Origin of the sequence: Pseudoalteromonas umbrosa (assembly GCF_030125375.1) — a bacterium.
Taxonomy (GTDB): Bacteria; Pseudomonadota; Gammaproteobacteria; order Enterobacterales; family Alteromonadaceae; genus Pseudoalteromonas; species Pseudoalteromonas umbrosa.
Genome location: NZ_JASJUU010000001.1, coordinates 173,102 through 193,522 on the forward strand (window position 1 = coordinate 173,102; position 20,421 = coordinate 193,522).

At 36.9% G+C, this 20,421-nt stretch carries 15 protein-coding genes and 1 pseudogene; 13 read left to right on the forward strand and 3 right to left on the reverse strand.

Going from position 1 to position 20,421, the window contains the following annotated elements; translation table 11 throughout:
* Nucleotides 1-146: 146 nt before the first annotated feature.
* Together QNM16_RS00845 and QNM16_RS00850 are read right to left on the reverse strand one after the other, a co-directional pair.
* Entirely contained in the window at nt 147-749 is a 603-nt protein-coding gene (locus QNM16_RS00845; RefSeq protein ID WP_284018707.1) for a sigma-70 family RNA polymerase sigma factor, read from the reverse strand.
* Between the two features lie 118 nt (nt 750-867).
* Nucleotides 868-1,545, reverse strand: coding sequence for a helix-turn-helix domain-containing protein (locus QNM16_RS00850; RefSeq protein ID WP_284018708.1), 678 nt, complete (start codon nt 1,543-1,545; stop codon nt 868-870).
* A gap of 1,332 nt (nt 1,546-2,877) precedes the next feature.
* On the opposite strand from QNM16_RS00850, the gene QNM16_RS00855 reads away from it, so the two are divergent.
* The 4 genes from QNM16_RS00855 (at nt 2,878) to QNM16_RS00870 (ending at nt 7,654) form a co-directional block, all read left to right on the forward strand.
* A complete protein-coding gene (locus QNM16_RS00855) occupies nt 2,878-3,255 on the forward strand; it encodes a hypothetical protein (protein ID WP_284018709.1) in 378 nt (125 codons plus the stop codon).
* A gap of 379 nt (nt 3,256-3,634) precedes the next feature.
* Entirely contained in the window at nt 3,635-4,453 is an 819-nt protein-coding gene (locus QNM16_RS00860; RefSeq protein ID WP_284019880.1) for an alpha/beta hydrolase, read from the forward strand.
* A gap of 224 nt (nt 4,454-4,677) precedes the next feature.
* Nucleotides 4,678-5,496: an alpha/beta fold hydrolase gene (locus QNM16_RS00865; RefSeq protein ID WP_284018710.1), complete on the forward strand. Its 819-nt coding sequence runs from the start codon at nt 4,678-4,680 to the stop codon at nt 5,494-5,496.
* A 589-nt stretch (nt 5,497-6,085) separates the two neighbouring features.
* A complete protein-coding gene (locus QNM16_RS00870; protein ID WP_284018711.1) occupies nt 6,086-7,654 on the forward strand; it encodes a methyl-accepting chemotaxis protein in 1,569 nt (522 codons plus the stop codon).
* Nucleotides 7,655-7,835: 181 nt separating this feature from the next.
* Here the strand turns inward: QNM16_RS00870 and QNM16_RS00875 are convergent.
* Nucleotides 7,836-8,785: pseudogene (locus tag QNM16_RS00875) on the reverse strand (integron integrase).
* 262 nt (nt 8,786-9,047) lie between these two features.
* Here QNM16_RS00875 and QNM16_RS00880 point away from each other — a divergent pair.
* The 9 genes from QNM16_RS00880 to QNM16_RS00920 all read left to right on the forward strand — a co-directional run bounded on the left by QNM16_RS00880 (nt 9,048) and on the right by QNM16_RS00920 (nt 20,346).
* On the forward strand, nt 9,048-9,401 hold the full coding sequence (locus QNM16_RS00880; protein ID WP_284018712.1) for a hypothetical protein: 354 nt from the start codon (nt 9,048-9,050) through the stop codon (nt 9,399-9,401).
* Between the two features lie 185 nt (nt 9,402-9,586).
* Nucleotides 9,587-9,907 carry a hypothetical protein gene (locus tag QNM16_RS00885; protein WP_284018713.1) on the forward strand — a complete coding sequence of 107 codons (321 nt, stop codon included), beginning with the start codon at nt 9,587-9,589 and terminating at the stop codon, nt 9,905-9,907.
* Nucleotides 9,908-10,039: 132 nt separating this feature from the next.
* Entirely contained in the window at nt 10,040-10,573 is a 534-nt protein-coding gene (locus QNM16_RS00890) for a hypothetical protein (RefSeq protein ID WP_284018714.1), read from the forward strand.
* A gap of 136 nt (nt 10,574-10,709) precedes the next feature.
* Nucleotides 10,710-10,913: a hypothetical protein gene (locus tag QNM16_RS00895; protein ID WP_284018715.1), complete on the forward strand. Its 204-nt coding sequence runs from the start codon at nt 10,710-10,712 to the stop codon at nt 10,911-10,913.
* 256 nt (nt 10,914-11,169) lie between these two features.
* A complete protein-coding gene (locus QNM16_RS00900) occupies nt 11,170-11,733 on the forward strand; it encodes a GNAT family N-acetyltransferase (RefSeq protein ID WP_284018716.1) in 564 nt (187 codons plus the stop codon).
* Between the two features lie 184 nt (nt 11,734-11,917).
* On the forward strand, nt 11,918-12,913 hold the full coding sequence (locus QNM16_RS00905) for a transposase (RefSeq protein WP_284018717.1): 996 nt from the start codon (nt 11,918-11,920) through the stop codon (nt 12,911-12,913).
* Between the two features lie 642 nt (nt 12,914-13,555).
* Nucleotides 13,556-18,358, forward strand: a complete 4,803-nt coding sequence (locus tag QNM16_RS00910; RefSeq protein WP_284018718.1) for a carboxypeptidase-like regulatory domain-containing protein — start codon at nt 13,556-13,558, stop codon at nt 18,356-18,358.
* A gap of 216 nt (nt 18,359-18,574) precedes the next feature.
* Nucleotides 18,575-19,030, forward strand: a complete 456-nt coding sequence (locus tag QNM16_RS00915) for an RDD family protein (RefSeq protein WP_284018719.1) — start codon at nt 18,575-18,577, stop codon at nt 19,028-19,030.
* 230 nt (nt 19,031-19,260) lie between these two features.
* On the forward strand, nt 19,261-20,346 hold the full coding sequence (locus QNM16_RS00920; RefSeq protein WP_284018720.1) for a HEAT repeat domain-containing protein: 1,086 nt from the start codon (nt 19,261-19,263) through the stop codon (nt 20,344-20,346).
* The last annotated feature ends 75 nt before the right edge of the window (nt 20,347-20,421 follow it).

Genomic DNA, 20,421 nt, shown 5'->3' on the forward strand with positions numbered 1-20,421 from the left:
CCTCCTAAATTTACGAAAATTTATATATTTACTTTTTAGTAAGTTGGCTTGTACTTTATATACGTTTTAACATCTGGTTTTGTTCCGGGTTTTTTAATGGTAAATTTAATTTTATTTGGTTTTTATATAAACCCTGGTTTTTTCTTTTAATTGTTTATCAATCTAAAGACTGCTGGCTTTATCTTGTTTCTACTATTAAATACTATTTTTCGGGCCTGCGATTCTGTAATGTTTCTTTCTATGCTAATTTGCTTATATTCTTTTTCATTAAAAAAGTAATCGATCGCAATGTCAGCACTTTGCTTTGGGAAGTGATTAAGGCTATGTTTGATGAAGGAAACTATGTTTTTATTGAAAGTCTTCTTAAATAACTCATCTTCTTCATAGGCCTCTATTTCAATTGTGCTAGCTTGGTAATTAAGATGAGTTTGTTGCTTTCTTAATTGATCATAAAATGTGTTTTTTGCGAGCTTAAACAGCCAGTTCTGAAAAGGGATATCTGGATTTGCCGACATTATTTTTTCATATGACTTTAATAACGTATCTCGGCATAAATCTTCAGCATCATGATGGTTTCTGTTAGTTAATTGATAAAAGCAATATTTAAACAACTTTGCTTCATAGTTATGCCAAAGTTGCCAATAATTAATAGGGCTGTTCTGTATTTCTTTGATCAATAGATTACTTTTGTCACATTGATGCGTTTTCTTTTGTGCATTCGATGGTTTTTGTTGGTAATAACTTGACATTTTGGCCTCCTTAATAGACTAAAAGAAAGCTGGTCCCATCGTTATATGCATCCAGTGCTAAAATACAGCTGTTGGGGAGATTTTGTGGTAGAAACCAGCTTTATTTGAGTAAAAAAGTCTATGTATTCAGGTGTCTTTTGGCCTTTAATCTACGCACAGGTTTCTTTGCTTCGTGCATATTTTGTTGCTGATTAATTCGGTATTGTAATGGTGACAAATGAAATACTTTTTTAAATGCAGTAGAAAAATTGTTTGAGTCTGGGTAACCCACTTGTTCAGATATTTGAGTAATGTTGAGTTCGCTAGACTCTAAAAGCTCCGCGGCTTTTTTCATGCGCTGTTCGCGTAACCAGACAAATACAGTTGCTCCAAAGTAAGATTTAAAGGCGTAATTGAGCTTATTTCTGTTTGTGCCAACTTTTTTTGTGAGCGCTTTGAGAGTTATGTCTTGTGTCAGTCTAGGTATTAAAAAAGAAGTTGTTCTCTCTATGAGCTTTAACTCTGATTCAGACGTCGTTACGCTGTTGGAGCATAGTTGTGCTGCTTTATGACAGATAGTAAAGGGCTTTGATGAGGCTTGATACACTCGATAGATTAGCTCTTCGGCAATTGTTGGGTAACTTAAGTAATCTTGTATACCTAATTTATATATTGTGTGTTTGAATAGTGAGCCAGTATGGACAATTGCAAGTATCGGTGGGATAGGGATACTGCTGGCATTGAAGTATTGAGAGAGCTGTTGAGTGGTATGTTTAATAGTACTGATAGATAGATCAAGTGTATCTACAATAATCAAATTTGTTGCAAGTGGTGGACTGATATTCTTTAGCGCAACTAGATTGGAAAAAGCGATATTGTAATTTTTTTTTGTTAAAATTTCTTCTATTATTGAAAACTTATCATGATCACTAGTGATAACAAGTACGTTCTTTGTTTTGTTTTTTTATTTCTGATTTATACATATCTTCCTTCCTTAATTATATGTTTTAATTTTTAATTAATTTATATGAAACTGGTTTTTTAATTTTACTTCCCAGGAATTGTTGAATATAATTTTTGGTGGTTTTTTAATTTTTTATTTAACTATTCCGTATTCCTATCCTCCTATGGATATAAGTTATTATTAGTTTTTAAATGTGTGCATATGTCATTCTTATATAACAGCGCACTCCATTTTATTTTTATAAAATTATTCATAATGTTTTAGCTGAGCTCTTTAACACATTCATAGATCTCACTTAACTGAAATTATTTTGTGCGTTAAAAAATAACTAATTTTAAGTTAAACGTTAGAGAGCAAATTCACTATTACATGCTATTACACAAGCTGTTTTAGTTTGAGAGGGAGTGGGGGGTTAAAGAAAAGATTTAGCTTGGTTAACTTTTATAGATTCGAAATGCAGATCATAGACTTAAGGATCTCATCTGCTAATCAAAAAAACTAAATGAATAGTGTGTACTTGCAAAGATTTCGTCAAATGAGGAAACTAAATAAAGTATTTTTTCTGGTTTATTACCAACTTTAGCCACTCCTTAATTAAGGGGGAGGTAGGGCTACTCGCTTTTAATTATGTTTAATGTATCGGATTGATATTAGACACCTTCCTATCTTAACCTTATCTTCATTTTGGTGAACTCTTCGATTTTTGTTCAATATTTATTCATTGCGAAGGTACTCAGTTACAGTTGTAACTGCATGTTTAACGACTTATCTTTGGGCTAGATATAGAGATAAAAAAGCAACAATAAAGTCATCGATATTATTTTATGAGTCGTTTTTATGTTGAAAGTTCATCTATAAAATAATTGTTGCTTATATGTTTTATTTATTACTTTTGTTTTCAGTGATCTATGTTTTTTTTGAACTTTTATTTTTAGATAATTTATTTTTTATCAGTAGATTCAAAGAGTGCTAATAATTCACGCATATTGCGAAAAAGTAACTTCCCATTATAAAATATTTTATTTTTAATTTAAAATTCTTATATAATTCATTGGTTTGATTGTCGGTAACAATACTTTTTTATAGTGTTAACGCATTTTTTGGGGAGTTGACTGAGCGAGCGTTAATTTACTAATTTGTTAATGCGCATAAGCGTTAAAACAAAATAATAAAAAGGTATTTAAAATGAAAACAACTATGAAAGCTTTCACACTTCTTGCAGGTACTTTCTTCGCTAGCTCAGCTTTGTCTGCTGAACTTGTGTGTGATGTCTACCCAAAAGGTAATACAACTAATCACACCTGGGGGAATGGTACGTCACACTGTGATGGTATTGATATGTCTTTCGGTAATTCTACATCAGGACGTTTTTACCTAAAAAATGTAACTAAGCCTATTAAAGAAGTTCAGTGGAGTGGTTCAGCTCGTTGTAGTGGCGGCACGAGCTGTAATGTAACTATACGTGCCTATGCAGGTGCTTCAGCGTCGGCATTAATTCTTTATAAAGATGGTACATGGGAAAGAACAAATACAGCTTATGCGACTTATGAAACAGGCTATTAATTTATCGGCTTTACGCCTAGCTAATACAGTTTAATTTGGTTAACCCCAGTGAGTTTTTGAACTCCGCGTCTAGGGGGAGCTTAAATAAGCTCGCCCCTAAATTTGAATTGATAACATTTAAATGATTAATTACTGAATATCAGTTAAAGGCTTTTAGGCACTATTAAGCGCTAAACGTACCTTTTATATCTTATTTGTTTAAACCAGAGATAGCCTTCTTTCTAATGTTTCTAAAGTAGGTATAGTTTCTATAACTTACAACGAAGCAAAAATAACAAGCTCATAGCTGTAGTCATCTAACGCGCATGTTTTTTGAAATACAGCAAGTTATATATTACGTTTTAGCTCATCGTTAAATTTAAAGAAGGTATGGTACTTGATGTATTCTAACTCCCACTACTTAGCGACTTGCTTGTTATCTATAGCGCTTTTTGTATTAGCTGCTTGTGGAGGCAGCTCTAATTCACAAGAAACCACTTCGCAAGAGCTTGTAAGCCAGTTTGCTCCTGGTGAAAGGCTTCAATTGAAGCCAATCGATTCTAGCTATACAGGTGTGTCTTATCCCTTAAAACTCTATCTACCACACAACCATTCATCCAATAGAAAGTTTCCGGTAATTTATATTCTTGATGCCGAGTGGCAGTTTGAGACCGTGGCGGATAGTGTAGATAAAAATCAATTAGAAGTGATCCTTGTTGGCATTGAAAACTACGTGGATGCTGATTATAAGCATAGAGAAATGTATTCACAGTGGCCACTTGCCAAAGATTATTTTGACTTTTTAACAGTTGAGTTATTGCCCTCAATAGAGAAGGACTACTCAATTGACGAGACGAATCGTACTGTGATGGGACATTCTTTAACTGGATTATTTGTAGGAATTGCACTGTTGATAGACAGCCCTCAGCAACCTTATTTTCATCGTCATGTATCATTTGATGGCAGCTTTTGGGCGCATAGGGATGTAACACCGCAATTAGTTAACGATAGGCTTTCATTGGATCAAACTCTCAATAGCAGGGTAATTTTGGTTGCGGCGACAGCATATCCCAATAATGCCAGATATGTGAGCTGGTTTGAGCAGTTATTAACTGTTGCAAGGTTCTCTCAGTTAGAGCTTGATAGATATGAATATGACAGAGCACATATACCCGTTGTAGCGTATTCAATGGATGATGTAATAAACGCGCTATATTAAGAATCAGGCAATTAAGCTTGATATCTATATAAAAGGTTATATTAATATAGCCTTTTATAAATTTTGAACAATTGGTTGTCATACTGGGTGTTAGCTATGGTTCATCCGTAAACTTAAAAAAGCCACTGTTATTGAGTGTATGGTTTATATTTATGTGAGATGGCTTTGTTTATAATTACGTTTATTTAGAGCTGGTTGACACTAATTTAAGGTAGTGCTTTTTTATGGGTATTAAATTTTCTCTTTTTTTATGCTTTATTTATTTTTGTTTTAGCACTTTTTGCCATGCTGATATAAAGCCTCGGTTACAGAAGTTTGACGGCGGTTACCTTGAATATATTGATATGGGCAGTGGGGAATTCACTATCGTAATTGAGTCAGGAATTGGCATGGGGACGCAATATTGGTTACCTGTATTACCGGAGCTGAAAAAGCTGAATCAACGCGTAATTATATATTCACGTGCAGGTATTGGTGAATCGACAAACAGGTCGAACGTATCATTACAAAGCTCCAATAAGCGCTTAAAGGCTTTACTGGCTGCACTTAATATACAAGATAATATTATTTTGTTAGGCCACTCTTATGGCGGGTTACATGCAAGGCAATATGCGACTGCATATTCTGAGCAGGTCAAGGGTTTGGTATTGCTTGATCCAAGCCATGAAGCGTTTTTATCAGAATTAAATCGACTTAATTTCGATTGGTCACAAAGGGACAATCAAAAGTTAAATAAAATGATGCACCAAAATGCCGAATGGCAGGTCTTACAGCAGCAATATACTAAAAGTACCATGTTGGATAAAGGTAAGATATTAATGATCCCTACAGTCATTGTTTCATCTAGTATGAAAGGGGAAAGCGATTGGTGGATAGGGCACAGCACCGCAGGGAAAGCTAAGTGGCGGACTTTGCACGCATCACTTATCGTTGAGAATCCAAATTCGATGCATCTAGTGTCGAGTTCAGTCAGTCATAATATACCACTGGATGATCCCAAGCTTGTCGTATCTGCCATTAGAATTTTAGTAGAAATGTTGTAGTGGTTTTTTGATATGTCTTCAGCGAGCCTTTATACAGTTTGCCTCTTTTGCTATCAATATTTGGTTGCAGTCTGTAGAGGTTTTCGCCTTCAATAATTATTGACTTATTCGGAATAATTATCAGTGTAAGAATTATCCTTGCACTAACGACAAAGAATGCACCATTTTTACTTTAATTTGGCTCTCATGAGGAAAAATAGCGCAAAGTTATAACGTTAAAGCACGAGTTTTATATTTTTTATTTACATAATAAATCATTAGATTTTTTGTGGTAATCTTATCTGTACCTTTAATAAAAACCCAAAAATAAGCACTTAAGTACTATTCTTGGGTTTTGTTGGTGGTTGTTCTCAAAATAGGCCCTAAATTTCTTTTCCATACAAATCAGATGAGTATGCTTTTTCATCAAAATTATTTTGGAACGATGCTGAAAATCGCTTTTGTTGTATTGCGTTTTGTGTATGATTCGAACAAATATTCTACACAGAACATAGGTAGATCTTCGTTAGATTTGAGGGCAGTACTTTTGAACATCAACCGACTACTAAGCAACATAAAGGTTGCGAATAAATTACGATTGGGCACCTTAGTGGCCATTACAATTATCATAGGTATTCAGTTTTCAGCGGCTAACAAGCTAAGAGAAAACATGATCTCTGAACGTAAAGATCAAGCGATAAATCTCATTGAAACACTCAGCTCACAGGTGAGTGCAATCGCAAGTCTTCCAAACGTGAGTGAAAAAGAACGCCAAGCTCAAGCGAAACAGCTGGTTAATAGTGCTCGCTATGCTGATTCTGGTTATTATTTTTTATTCGATACAAATGGGGACATGGTAGCTCATGCGATTAAGCCGCAGTTAAATGGCTTGTCTATGACGAACCATAAAGAGGAGTTTATCTCTTTTGCATTTCGCGCATTCGTTGACAAGGTGGAAAAGCAGGGGGCGGGTTTTGTTGAATACGCTTGGCCTAAGCCTAATTCTCGAGAAGTCACCAGTAAAGTGTCTTATATCAAGCGCCAGTCTGACTGGGGTTGGGTTATCGGCACTGGTATTTACTTAACCGATATTGAAGACGCGTATAAAGATGAGCTGATATTCATTGCTTTTGAACTGCTACTTTATATTATCTTGCTAATGATTGTTTCAGGGGTGGTCGCGAAGAATATTTCTAAGCCCTTAAACAAGCTGACACGCACCATGTCATTGGTTGCAAGCCAAAAAGATTTAACCATCGAGCTGAAACATCGTGGTGAGGATGAGTTGTCTGAAATGGCAGTTGCGTTCAACGCAAGTAATGCGCAGTTTAGGCAAGTAATCGACAACATCAGTGTAAATACACTGTCTTTGGCTTCACATGCTGAAGAGCTATCAGCAGTCACTCAACAAATTCAATTGGGCCTTGCTCAACAAAATAGAGAGACAGAGTCAGTTCAAGATAAGGTGCTTGATTTGAAAGAGTCTGCAAACAGCGTGTTCGATCAGAGTCAAAATGCTTTGGTGTTAATTGATAACGCAAGCGGGCTCACTGAGCAAGGTAAACAGCACATTGCTGATAATGCCCATCAAATTGAGCAGGTCGCACAACGAGTTGAATCGACCTCTATGTCAGTAAAAAAGCTTGAAGAGAGTTCAGCACAAATTGGTGAAGTGTTGGATGTGATACAAAAAGTTGCTGAGCAAACCAATTTGTTAGCATTAAATGCGGCGATAGAGGCTGCACGAGCGGGGGAGCAGGGCAGAGGGTTTGCTGTTGTAGCTGATGAAGTCAGAACTTTAGCTATTCGTACCCATGAATCTACAGAGGATATTCAATCCATTATTGAGCATCTACATGCTGGCGTATCAGAAACGGTAGGTGAAATGGAAAAATGCAAGGAATCAACTGAAAAGGGTTTGATAACGAGTAAACAATGTGATCAAACTTTAGTGGAAATAGACAGTGCAGTGAAGCAAATTCAAAGCTTTGGCCAAGGCGTTGCAAACTCTGCGAAAGTACAGTCTGATGCCATGAATAGCATTGTTGATAATATCAATGGCATTGTGGCGGTATCTCAACAAACTGAAGCAGGCGCAAAACATACGAATTCATCTAGCCGCCAATTGAGTGAGATGTCTCAGCAATTAAGCGAGATGGTTGGGGAGTTTGAAGTTTAAGCTTTTTTTAAATCAGAGGTAGAAGTAATAAACCGGGTTACTTCTACTTTAGTTAATATGAATAAGTCTTAACTTGATATGTAAGATCTGCTTTTTAGAGCTGAATTTAATCTGCCAGTGAGTAGCTGCTTTGTGCCAGCAGCGAATCTAAAGGCGTAACTTGTTTCTGTTCCAAAACAAGCTAGAAAATTTTGTACAAAGGGCTAACAACAGCGTTTGCGCCTTGCTGTAAAACATGAGTATATATTTGCGTGGTCTTCACATCAGAATGATCAAGTTGAGCTTGCACGGTTCTGGTGTCTGCACCACTTTGTAGTAAGTCTGTAGCAAATGAATGTCTAAAAGTGTGGGGCGTTATAGGTTTTGTTATTTGTGCTTTTTTGGCTGCCTTTTTAACTCCCTGTTTGATGAAAATGATGTCGGCGAATCTCACCAGTTTCAGGATCAGCACTTAACTTATATGAGGGGAATAGATACTGCCAAGCAATTGACTTATTGGCGCTAGGATATTTTCTTGCCAGCGCGTTTGGCATCCAAACACCAGCAAAGTGTTCATTTTGGGAATCTAATTTTAAGTATTCATCAGCCTGAGCAATTTTATTCCTTAGCAAAGGTATAAGTTCTGTAGCAAGTGTAACCACCTGATGTTTATTCCCTTTACTATTCCAGAACCGAATGCATTTGTAGTCAAAGTTAATATCCTGAATACGTAGTTGAACAGCTGCCATTATACGTAAGCCGCTACCATACATTAAACCTGAAATTAAATAATATCGTTTATTTAAAAACGACATGAGACGTTTAACCTCCTCAGGGGTCATAACAATTGGCAACTTAGATTGGCGCTTGCTTCTTACAAACGTTAGATTAGGACATAAATTCTGTTTAATGATTTATTTATACAGAAAAGATAAGGCATTTAACGCTGTCGCTTGTGTTTTAGGCGACACATTATGTTTAAGTACAAGGCAGTCGAGATATTCGACAACCTCGTTATTGCCCATTGAAGCTGGGTGTCGCTTGCCATGAAAGTGAATATAAGAAGAAATCCGTATCAACGGTTCAAAGAGAATATTGCTTAGTCAACATAAACTCGACGATGTGGTTTAAAAATGGTGAACGAGCTCTCATTAAGTTAGCTCTAAAATTCAACAGTATTTATATACAGTGTTGTTGTATTTCTCCCATAATCAAGAAAGCGACCCTGTGGGTCGTTTTGACCCCTTCCATAATGTCTATAATGATTGAAAAATATACTTGTAGCAACAAGTTAGTTATTGTGATAAAACTGGTACAATGAGAAAAATGACCCATAGCTCGGTAGAAAAACGACCCATTGGGTCGATATTAAATTGTTAGTAGTCATATGGAAATATCAGAGTTCAGGAGAGTAATGTTTGGATTAGCGAGGGAAGTAGATGCTTCAATCTGTGATGTTCTTGTTCCTGATGTTGTTCCAAATTTCATAGCGTGTAACCTTAGAACTAGTGAATTCTCGATTTATGTACTTTGTAACGAGCAGAGTGAATGGGCTTTCGTTTCAGACTATGACCGAGCGAACCATAAACTCAACTTCGTTGATAATGAGCTTATCTCCTTAATATTAAGTAATTCATTTAGTATTAGAGTAGCTTCAGTTGAAGAATTAGGTTCTCCGTTTGTTGCGAGAGATAAAATGCTAGAATCTGATATTAAATATTGGAAGCCACAAACAATGGGTGAAGCTTTGTTTAATTGGTGGGACTGACTACTAACAAGGCCGTTAAACCATGGACACAAAACAGCAGGCTTGTGCTCCTTCGTCGCCAATTTTAGCCTGCTATTTTGTGCCATTTACGGCAAGCGTTAGGTGAACATGAGATACCAATGAAAACTATTACTTTAATAATTATTATGCTGTTATCCCCAATTTTGAAAGCTAAGGAAGTTAACTTGAGTGAGTTAGAGAGTGTTTCACAGAACCTACAGTTCTTAATTGCGCCTACCAATGAAGGTGAATATGAAAAACTAGAGAAGCTATGTAAATGCACCGCAAAAATAGCTCAAGAGAAATGGGAGCCTGCGAAGTATTCAGAATTTAGCAATGCACTAAATGAATATGCCAAATTAGCAAGCTCAGTAATGGAAAACATGGAAGAAATGCTTAAAAATGGTCCTCCTAGGCCTTCAGAAACAGTTATATCTGGCATGCAAGACATGGCTGAAATCATTGAGTCTTGTGAAGAGAAGTATGGAATTAGAGTTGAATTCTAGACAATATTGATTCGTTCACCTAACAAACGCTTTAACCAAAGGACGCAAAACTGCAGGCTTGCGCTCCTTCGTCGCTAATTTTAGCCTGCTATTTTGCGCCGATTAAGCGAGGCGTTAGGCATCAAGGAAAGTATGGACGATAACATTAAGATCGGAGATTGGGTCAGAAGCTATGGTTCAGGAATATGGAGAGTTCACCGAATTCTAGAACTCAATGATTTTGATATTCAAAGTCAAACTAACAAACCTAGAATTGTCATTTTCTCTTCACGCTTTGTAAACGACTCTTATAAGCGCTCCTTTTCAACAGAAAGCTGTGATTCGGCATTTGTTTATCATTTGGATTCAAATGAAAAAGCAGAATTGGATTCGTTTATGGAAAGCAACCCTGAGCTTGTTGCAAAGTTTTATGCTTACAAACCTAAGAGTATAGATGCAGTTTACAACGCCAACGTAAATATACCCGCATCAGGGAGTCAGGCTGACTTGGAAGAAGCACTATCTTCGTTCCAAGAATTAAACTTAGAACAGTTATATAACCAGCTAATTGAATCTAAAATTGGCTCAAGTGGTACTAAGGGGTGGACAGCTCAATTTATATCAAGTAATCATGAGTGCCTAAATGGAAAATTGTTATATAGCTTTTCAAAGGTATTGGCATTTTGATGCCTAACAAAGCAAATTAAAAGTGCGGACAAAAACCAGTTGGCTTTGTTCGTGCCTCACAAATTTTAGCCAACTAATTTTTGCCGTTTATTTGCGGCGTTATGTGGTTTAGATAAAATAAGGAGCTGTTCTAAATATGGCAGTTGATTTTAGCATTAGCTTTATTGCAGGGGTTTTTGCAACAGGTTTCGTGTGGGTAGCTGTAGACTTTATCCTTCCAAGGTTGAGAGATTTTTTTAGGCCAGCACCAAATTTAAAGGGAAATTGGGACTGCTTTGATGTTGTTGGTGGTAGTGAAAAAAAGCTGGGACATCTGAGTTCAAGCAATCTGGATCGTTAGTTATAGCAGACGTACATAGATCTAAGAGTCGAGATGGTAGTGAGCTTAGGAGAAAATTTGAGTATAAGGGGGAAGTTAAACACGGTTATCTTAACTTGAATTTTGAAGAGTGCGGAACGGGAGGCTTGTCAACAGGTAGCCTAGTTTTATATATATCCAGTGATAATCGTTCTCTAGAAGGTTTTACTGTATATTTTGATAGAGATGAAGGCAAAGTTGTTGCGCACAAAATAAAGTATAAAAAATCCAGATAAAAATGAGTATACCTAGTGTCTTAGTAGAAACACTGGTTCCTTCGAGTGAAGAGTTCCAAAAAAAATATGAAATTATTAAAGATGAGTTGTTGGAAGTCTTGATTACTGGATATGGTAAAAAAGCTTACCCTAAAAGTTTACATGATTTTAGAATTCGTAATGAAGAGCAATACCTTTTCTTACTTAGAGAAGTTGAGAGTGAAAGAATATTAGGGTGTAGTTATGTTAGAAGGGATGGGAAACGCGGAGCAACAGCGGTATTGCCCGAAATGTCTGGAAATGGATTTGGGAGACTATTGGTACAGGAGTCCCTGAAGAAAGTAGAATGTCAATATGGTGAAATCAGTATAAATAATGAAAAACAACTAAATCTACTGAAAACCTGTGGCTTCAGAGGTGTTCACGAAATCGGTAAAGTGTACCAGCTGTTAGGAGAGCTTAGACCTTTAATTTTGTCGTGGAGAATAGTAAATGGTTCAATAAACTACATTAGAAAAAGTAGAGATAACCCCAATATTGTTCATAGATTTGTATTAATGAGTTCATTAGGTAGTGATGATCTTTAAGATTACAACCACATAACAAACTAATTATGGCGCTGCTACGCAGCAGGGACCTTCATTCCAGCGCTTCGCGCCTCCATTACGGCCCCATATTAGTAAACAAAGCTGGACAGGCACAAATTTATTGCTTAAATCTAGCTGTTTAACTACTGTTTAAATGTCCAGTTTTAACTTGAGTTGAATGGGAATGACAAGAGCACGGAAAGTACTAATAGATCTATCGTCGACGTCTTATTATTACTTAATAGCACGATGTGTACGCCGTGCTTTTTTGTGTGGAGACGATAAATACACAGGTAAAAACTTTGACCATAGACGAACATGGTTAGTCGAGAGAGTAAAACTGCTAAGTCGTGTATTTGCCATTGAAATAGTAGCATATGCCATTATGAGTAATCACTATCATTTGGTGGTCAAAGTGAATATGCAGCAAGCACTTAGTTGGTCAGATAACGAGGTAATATCTAGATGGTATAAGTTGTACAAGGGGAGCCCTATCATAGATAAGCAGCGAAGCGGTGATGCTCTTAGTGAGGCAGACCAACTTCTTGCATCTGAGTTAGTTGAAAAGTGGCGAGCTAGGCTGTTTGACATTAGCTGGTTTATGAAAAACCTTAATGAGTACATTGCAAAAGAAGCAAACAAGGAAGATAACTGCACGGGTAAATACTGGGAAGGGCGATATAAGTCTCAAGCCTTACTCGACGAAACAGCACTGCTCAGTTGTATGGCCTATGTAGACTTAAATCCAATTCGTGCCAACATGGCAAATAATCTAGAGGATAGTGATTTCACATCGATTCAAGAACGCATAAGACACTTTAAAAACTCCAAAGAAAACGCAAAAAAATCTAATCAAAATAATGAAGCTACACACCAAATCGAACAGCCAAAATCACTAAAATCATTTGGTACAAGAGAGTATGAAAACACAATACCTTTCTCTTTGTTAGATTATCTCGATCTAGTTGACTGGACGGGTCGACATGTTCATCCCAAAAAGAAGGGTTACATACCAAAGTGTACGCCCAATATTTTAGTATCACTGAGCATCGAAAAAGCGACTTGGGTGGATAGGATACAAAATTTTGGAAGTCACTACGGTAGCTTTGCAGGTTCGCAAACTGTGTTAAGAGCACATGCCGCTAAAAATGATATAAATTGGTATAAAGGAGTTGGTTAGTAGCAAATAGTTTTATCCTTGCTAATCAAGCAAGGACTCTTCTTTTTTAATAAAATGAATATATTCCTAAGTTATATTTATTTCTACCATAAGGCGGATTTTAGTCACGTTACTCATAAAAATTTTAGGCTAAAAATACATTTCTGAAATTCGGTTCTAACTTTAAAAAATAAAAGAAAGAAAAGTGCCTGTCCTATTTGTTTCTGAAGCAGGCGTAAAACATACGAATTCATCCAGTCGTCAATTGAGTTAGATGTCTCAGCAACTAAGCGAAATGGTTGGAGATTTTGAAGTTTAATGCTTTAAAATTAATAAGCGTAAGTAGTTAATTAATTTTTTTCTGTCTTTTTGCTTTCTAAAAATTAACATGGGGGCTGGAAAGATAATTGTGTTGTTTTTTATAACTGTCCGTATGTAAATTTAAAACCTAAAATGTATATAAATTAAATATTTAATAATTTCAAAAATAAAGGGTTTTTATTGCTGAACTTTACACATTATTTTGTGTTGCTTGTTTTTTTATATATTTAATACTGATATTGTTGTACCTGTTTTTGATTCAATTTGATACGGAATTTTATTTTGCTGAAAAACTTTTTATATAGTGCTGGTTCACTAGGAAGTAACAGGTTAAAAAATGCAATGCAGCTATTTACACCTTTTGTACTTGCTACGTTTTTGGCTGGCTGTGGTGGTGGCTCAAAAAGTAGTCCCGCTTCCTCTTTAAATAGTAAAGAAACAGAAAACAACAAACCGACAGTTGCAATTGTTGGAGACTCAAAAGCTTTAGAAAAGCAGACACTTATATTAACAGGGCAAGCAAACGATACTGACGGGCAGGTTCAATCTTATAAATGGAGCTTTGATAGTGGCAATTTAGAAGTCACTGGGCTAAATAGTCGCGAACTTTCTGTTAAAAGTGGCGAAATTAGCCAAGATGAGTCTGTAGAGTTTACTCTGACTGTTGTAGATAATGATGGTGCACAATCTTCAGTATCTCATGCGGTATTGTTTATAGATGAGCCTCCTCTTCCCGAAATACCTCAAAGCATTTTTATTGATGGTGCTTCACAACACGAAGAGCAAACTGAATTTACTTTAGAGCTCGTTACGACGGTACCATCAACGGATATTACGCAGATATCGTGGCAGCATGACTCTGAATTAGAGATTGTTTTAACAGATGCCGATACTGCCAAGCTTAAAGTGACTTTACCAGATATAAAAACAGCGACACTGGTGAACTTTTCTGTGCAGATAATAGATTTAAATAATGATGTTTTGTCTGCGACACTCGAAGTTGAGTTACTCGCTGAGCCTAATAAAGTTCCAAGTGTTGTAGTTCAAGGCACTGATAAAGCACTTGAAAAAACAGCTTTTAATTTAAATGCTAACGCAACTGATATTGATGGTGAGATAATCAGTTACGCATGGCAACACGACTCTGACCTTGAGTTAGAGTTAGTGGGGTCTGATAGTGCGACCTTGTTAGTTACAAGTCCTGACATTCAATCTGAGCAAGAGATTGAATTTATAGTAACAGTTTCTGATGACCAAGGTGATCAATCTAGCGCCACGCAGTCTGTGCTGTTGAAGCCAATCAAAGAAAATTTAACGATTATGGGCAAAGTAACAGACGCCCCTATCCCTAATGCGTTAGTTCAGCTTAACGTAGGTGATGAAACTTTCAGAACCACTGCAAATGAAGATGGAGATTATACATTACAATTTGAAGTGGATGAGTCGAAAGCTCAAGAGCTCATCAAACTTAGGGCACTTGGTACTGGCACACAATCGTACGTCGAGTTGGTTTCGCAACTTGGCACAATAGCGCAACTTAAAAGCGCAGCTGGTGAAGATTTATCATTAAATGCAGATGAATACTTTGATGTTAATATTACCAATGTAACGACGGCTGAAGATGCACTTATTGCAAGAAATGTAGAAGTTATCTCTACTTACTCAGCACTATTAGAAGCACGACAGAATGTTGATCCTAGCGAGTTATTAACATTGGCGTCTCTACTAAAGTCGGTTATTGACTATGGTGTTGCATTACCTGAAAACATTGAAACAACACTGCAACTGGCACAAAACGATAGTGTTTCCCAAGCGATGATTAAGTCATTGCAAGTAACAACCCCAGAATTAATCCCTCAAATTGAAGAAGAAATTAAAGCGGATAGCGACTTGGTTAATCACGAACAGTTTTCTCCTAGTGGTAGCTATTATTTGGTCGAATCAGGCTACTTAAATGGCTTGGCTATTAAGCTCAACTTCAATGAAGACAATACGGGTACGCTTTTATCATTCGACGAAATACCGTTTGAATGGCAACTTGATGGTACTGAGGTACTTATATCGTTGAATTCTGAGTTTTCTTCTTACAGCAGTCACTATCAGCGTTTAGTTGATTTTAAAGCTAAGCGCCTTAGGTTATCGGTTTTTGATAGCTCAGAGCATTATCATTCAGTGACGGCGTCTTTTGACAACACTGAGTTTGCCTTGGGTGGGCCTGAGCGAGTGAATATGGTCGCGAAATTGTTCAAAGAAAAGACAAAAACATTACCTCAGTCACAAAAGTTCCATGGTAGTTGGGTGCTTAATTACCATGATGAATATAAAAATCAGCATTACGTGACAATGACATTGGGTGATGACAACGAAGCTACCTTGGATTTTCTTGGTGCAGATGCGCAGTGGTCTATTGTTGATAATGTATTACACATATCAAGCGATAGATATACATTAAATATAGAGCTAGTGCGAAATATAGGTCTTGGTTTGCAAGTGGTTGTTAACTCAATCTCTGAAAATTCAATAGAAGTCTCACCAGCTTTGATGGTTAAAACACAAGATATTAATTTTGCCGACATTGACTATCAACGCTCTTGGCAACTATTTCAGCATAAACATGCTAATAGCCAGTTTATCATTGACGAAAATGACGACTATCACTTTCGTTGGGCGAAGTATAAAGAGGGGGAGCTCAAAGACGGTGTTTTGAACCGTTACAATTATCGTTATAACTATAGTGCCATTCCATGGTGTGATATTACTATAGAACATTGTGAAATCAGCTCAACAGACAGTTATAAACTACTTGCTATTCATGAAGACAAAATTGCGGTAGAGGTTCGCCAGCAATTTGGAGATAGTGAGGGAAGCTTTACAGATAACAAGTTTGTACATATTTTTGAACTTTCTGATGAAACATGGGTGCTAGGTCAATTCAACCGCGCGTTCTTTGAGCAAGATGAGCTAGTAACGAGGCATGATGCAGATACACATCTTTACGCACAAACGCAGGAAGGCGTTATACATTTGCGTACATTTAAACAGTGTCCTGCTACTTCTGAACATTATTCGGAATGTAAAAACATCATTTTACTGAATCAACAACAGTTTTATGCTGAGTTAGAAGGTGAACTCATTAAGTTAACTGATGTAAATTCGAACGAAGTTTCCTATCTTGAGATGGTAAATGAAACCGCTGATGACATAATAATTTGTCATTACCTAGAAGGACAGGTTTGTAATTCAAATAATCAATTGGCTTTTACATACTCTAAGCCACTCTTAACAATAGATTTTGAAATATCAGGTCAAGGGGTTGTTGAAGCTTCTACAGAGTCATTTCGTTACGATGAACTTTTCTTTGTTGATATTACAGCCGCTCAGGGAAGTTTTATTGGTGATGTTACAGGTTGTGATGGTTTCTTTACAGAGTACCAAAGGACATCAGGAAAGTATGCGGTAGCTGATCAAACAGAAGATTGTACGATCCGTGTTGAGTTTTATTCAGAGGAAGTGATTTCAGGGGACTTTTTGTTTGTTAATGAACCAGGGCATGAATTACCATCAAGTAATTACTTTACAATTGATGATCCTCATAGCGGCACGCTGTATGGTCTACAACGGATCAGGCCTTTTAATCTCACCAGAACAGCCAATAAAAAGTATAAAGCCAGAATAAAAAGCTGGGAAAGTGTGATTGTTAAACTAGATGAGAGTCGTTTGCTTGAAGTACGTGGCTTTGATTTGAGTATTGAAGAGGATGGGACCTATTTAAGTTGGTACGTTTATCAAGATTCTGAGTATAAAACTTTAGAAAAAAGGAAAGTTACTAACAGTACTGATCTACAGAGTGTCAACGTAAATGCCAATTCACTGGCTGGACGTTGGATTCTCACATATGGTTACAATAATATTTGGAGCCTTTATCCTTCATTGGATTTTGACCTGTGGTTTCCTTTTTGGCCTCCTAAACCAATGACCGATCAGACATATATATTGGAACTAGATGTAGACAATAAAGGTCGATTGATATCCGGTTTGGATACAGAGAGCGAAATGTCAATCGAATTTAACTGGGTACTGAATGAAGAGGGCAAACTGCACCTTAGCACATTGAATGAGTCTGATTTCGCAGTGCTTACACTTTTTGATACTCGCCCAGGTGGTTTTGCGTTCGCAATAGACAGCGTGAGTCAGTTAGACATTGGGGGGTATAATGAACATTGGCTTAGACATGGTTCTGGGATTTTATTTCAATCACTTTCAAACGTATCATTTGAGGATGTGGTAGGCCGATATCGCACACTAAATGGAAGTAGTAGCTTTCATATTTTGGAAAATGGCACCCTAGTAAATAACAACGGCAAGTATAAGAAAAGTGTGACGTTAAACGACGATACTTTGATCTTTTCTTATGTTCACAATACGACATCTGATAAAGCTGACCCACACTGTGATCTAGAGTCACCAGATTGTGAGCTTAGAGAGTATCAAAAATATCAGGTTTTAGGTATTCATGAAGATCGCATATATCTAAATGCTTTAAGTGATAATAATGAAAAAAGTTTTGTAGTATTTGATTTCAGTAAAGGTTTAAAACCAACGGACTTTGTTCCTGATGATTTGAATGGTTTGCTTCTTTATGATGAGTTCAATGGCTCGCCTAGGCAGTGGCACTTTGACACCGATGAGCAGGAGAATGCAGTGACGTTGACGATATCTGCTAAGGATGGAGAAGTAGTATATCCAATTTATCTCGACAATGGCGTTATAGTGGCTCGAGGTGAAGAGGAGAATATGCGATTAAAAATACTATCAAGTGATTCTGAAGGGATCATAGCATGTTGGTATAGTTTAAATAATGCCTGTGGGCTTGAGAACACCCTGAATTTTAGTTATACACCTCCAAAGATAAATATTTCGCTCAATATTACTGGTGATGTAAGGTATAAAACTAGTTTTGAAGCAGGTTACATTTTGTTCGGTCAATTAGCTGGAATGTCTGTATATGTAGGCTATAGCACTGATGCGAAACTCACCCACTTTGAAGGGTGTGGCTTAAGAGTGTTTAGAGAGAATGCTGGCAGAACGACTTTAAATACCCCCATGTTATTTGAAGACTGTTCGATTAATATGGTGATTGAATGATCTAAATTTAATTCAGCTAGTGGTGTGGCTGATGCTGCACCATTATTGTTGGGTTTTTATGGTGTATTTCTTTTGCTATGAATGAACCCCACAATACAGCCGCGACTTTTCGCGGCTTTTTTTATAGTGTATGTAGCATCATAGTGGGATTTACTACTAGTAGTTCTTTTAATGGGTAGCTATGATAAACCCTACTCTTTTTAAGTGGTTAAGTTTATGAATAAAATTGAGAATGAGCGCCAAAGCTATGTTGGTTTTTGGGCTCGGTTTGGTGCAAGCCTAATTGATACTGTTTTTCTTATGTTACTCACAGTGCCTTTAATTTATATGATTTATGGTAAGACATATTGGCAATCAACGGATGTCATGCAAGGGCCTGCAGATTTTTTGATAAGTTATATTCTCCCGTTGATTGTTGTTATTCTATTCTGGTTATATAAATCAGCAACACCTGGAAAAATGGTGATTAAAGCAAAAATTGTTGATGAAAAAACCGGAGAAAACCTATCTAAAAAGCAGTCTATTATTAGATATATTGCCTATTATATTTCAATGCTTCCTTTTGGCCTTGGCTTTTTTTGGGTGGCTTGGGATGCTAAAAAACAAGGTTTTCATGACAAGATTGCAGGCACTGTGGTTATTCGCTTACAAGGCGAAGGGGAGCAAGGATAGCGGCGCTGCCAGTTTTAAGTTTCACCGTATTTACTTATAAAGACTGACTGTTCAAGGTCAGTCTTTTCACATTTCTGCTCTTATATTTCTTTTATAAGCTGTATTTTCACTAAACGTCTTTTCTTAATTCAAAGACTTCTCTGGTCAAAAAACATTCTCTTTTATGCAACGTAACCGTCACGCAAGTCATTTAATTTAGCCTAAAAATAAAACAATAAAAGAGTGTTAGGATGCTACATAAAAAGCATTTTTTGAATAGATACCTAGTTGCGATAGTCATTTTTATTTTGTTGTCAGGTATTTATTTTTCACAATTGGGTGTTTCATCAAAATCAAATCAATCAGAACTACAAAAGTCGGCGCAAAAAAAAATCATTAAAACTAATTTTGTTTCCGACAGCAGCGAAAATAATCAAGTACAAGATCAGAAGTTAGTTTCATCTGTTGGCAGTAAAACAAAAGATATAACATTAAAAAATGATTTGAATATCACAGCAAGTGACAAGCTTGATAATACGTTGGAGCAGCTCAAAGCAAGTATCACACAAAACCCTGAGGCTCTTAAGCATGCCATTATGGGTCCGAGTAATAAACATATGGCAATGCGTACACAGCTTCTGATGTTGCTTGAGCAAGACCCAAATTTAGTTACTGAGTTGATTGATACATTTATCGATGACCCAAATAGCTTGCTTGGCAGGGAGCTAAGTGCGGTGTTATCCGAGTCCGGACTTCCAATGGCGCAAGTTGCGGCGCTCGATATGGCCCTAGATCTATCGAATGATGAGCAAACTAGAGCGGCTGGCCTTTTGCTCGTAGCGAAAATGGATGAAGTCACAGGCGAGACCCGAGATCGCGTTTTGGCACATATTGATGCTGGGAATGACCTAAGTTCCGAGCTGCAGCAGTTTGCTTTGATGGCATTAAAGCCAGCCCCAAGTTCAGCAGAAGACTATCAACGCGTACACCAAACCTTGTCAAAAGTAGTACTTGCAGAAGATAAAAATGTGCGTCGCCACGGGGTTTATCAAATGGCTCAATGGGCGACCAACAATGAAGATTTAAAAGGTGTGAGAACACTGGCTTTGACCGATCCGGATGTAAATACACGTGCGCGCGCAGTCATGTCCTTGGGAGACAGTCCTTTTAAATCAGATGAAAATCGCAATGTGCTTTGGCAAGTAGTGGATGATGAAAATGAGCCACCTCCCATTCGACTGTATGCACTTAAATCACTTTCCAGATACGCCTTAAACGACACTGAAATAACAAAATTACGTTTGATGCATAGCGATATAAGTGATGATTCAAATTGATATCACGGTTAAAAGATGCTGCTTTTTACTCAGTAGCAGAATAGACAGGATTTGGGATTAATTTTCCAAAAAAGC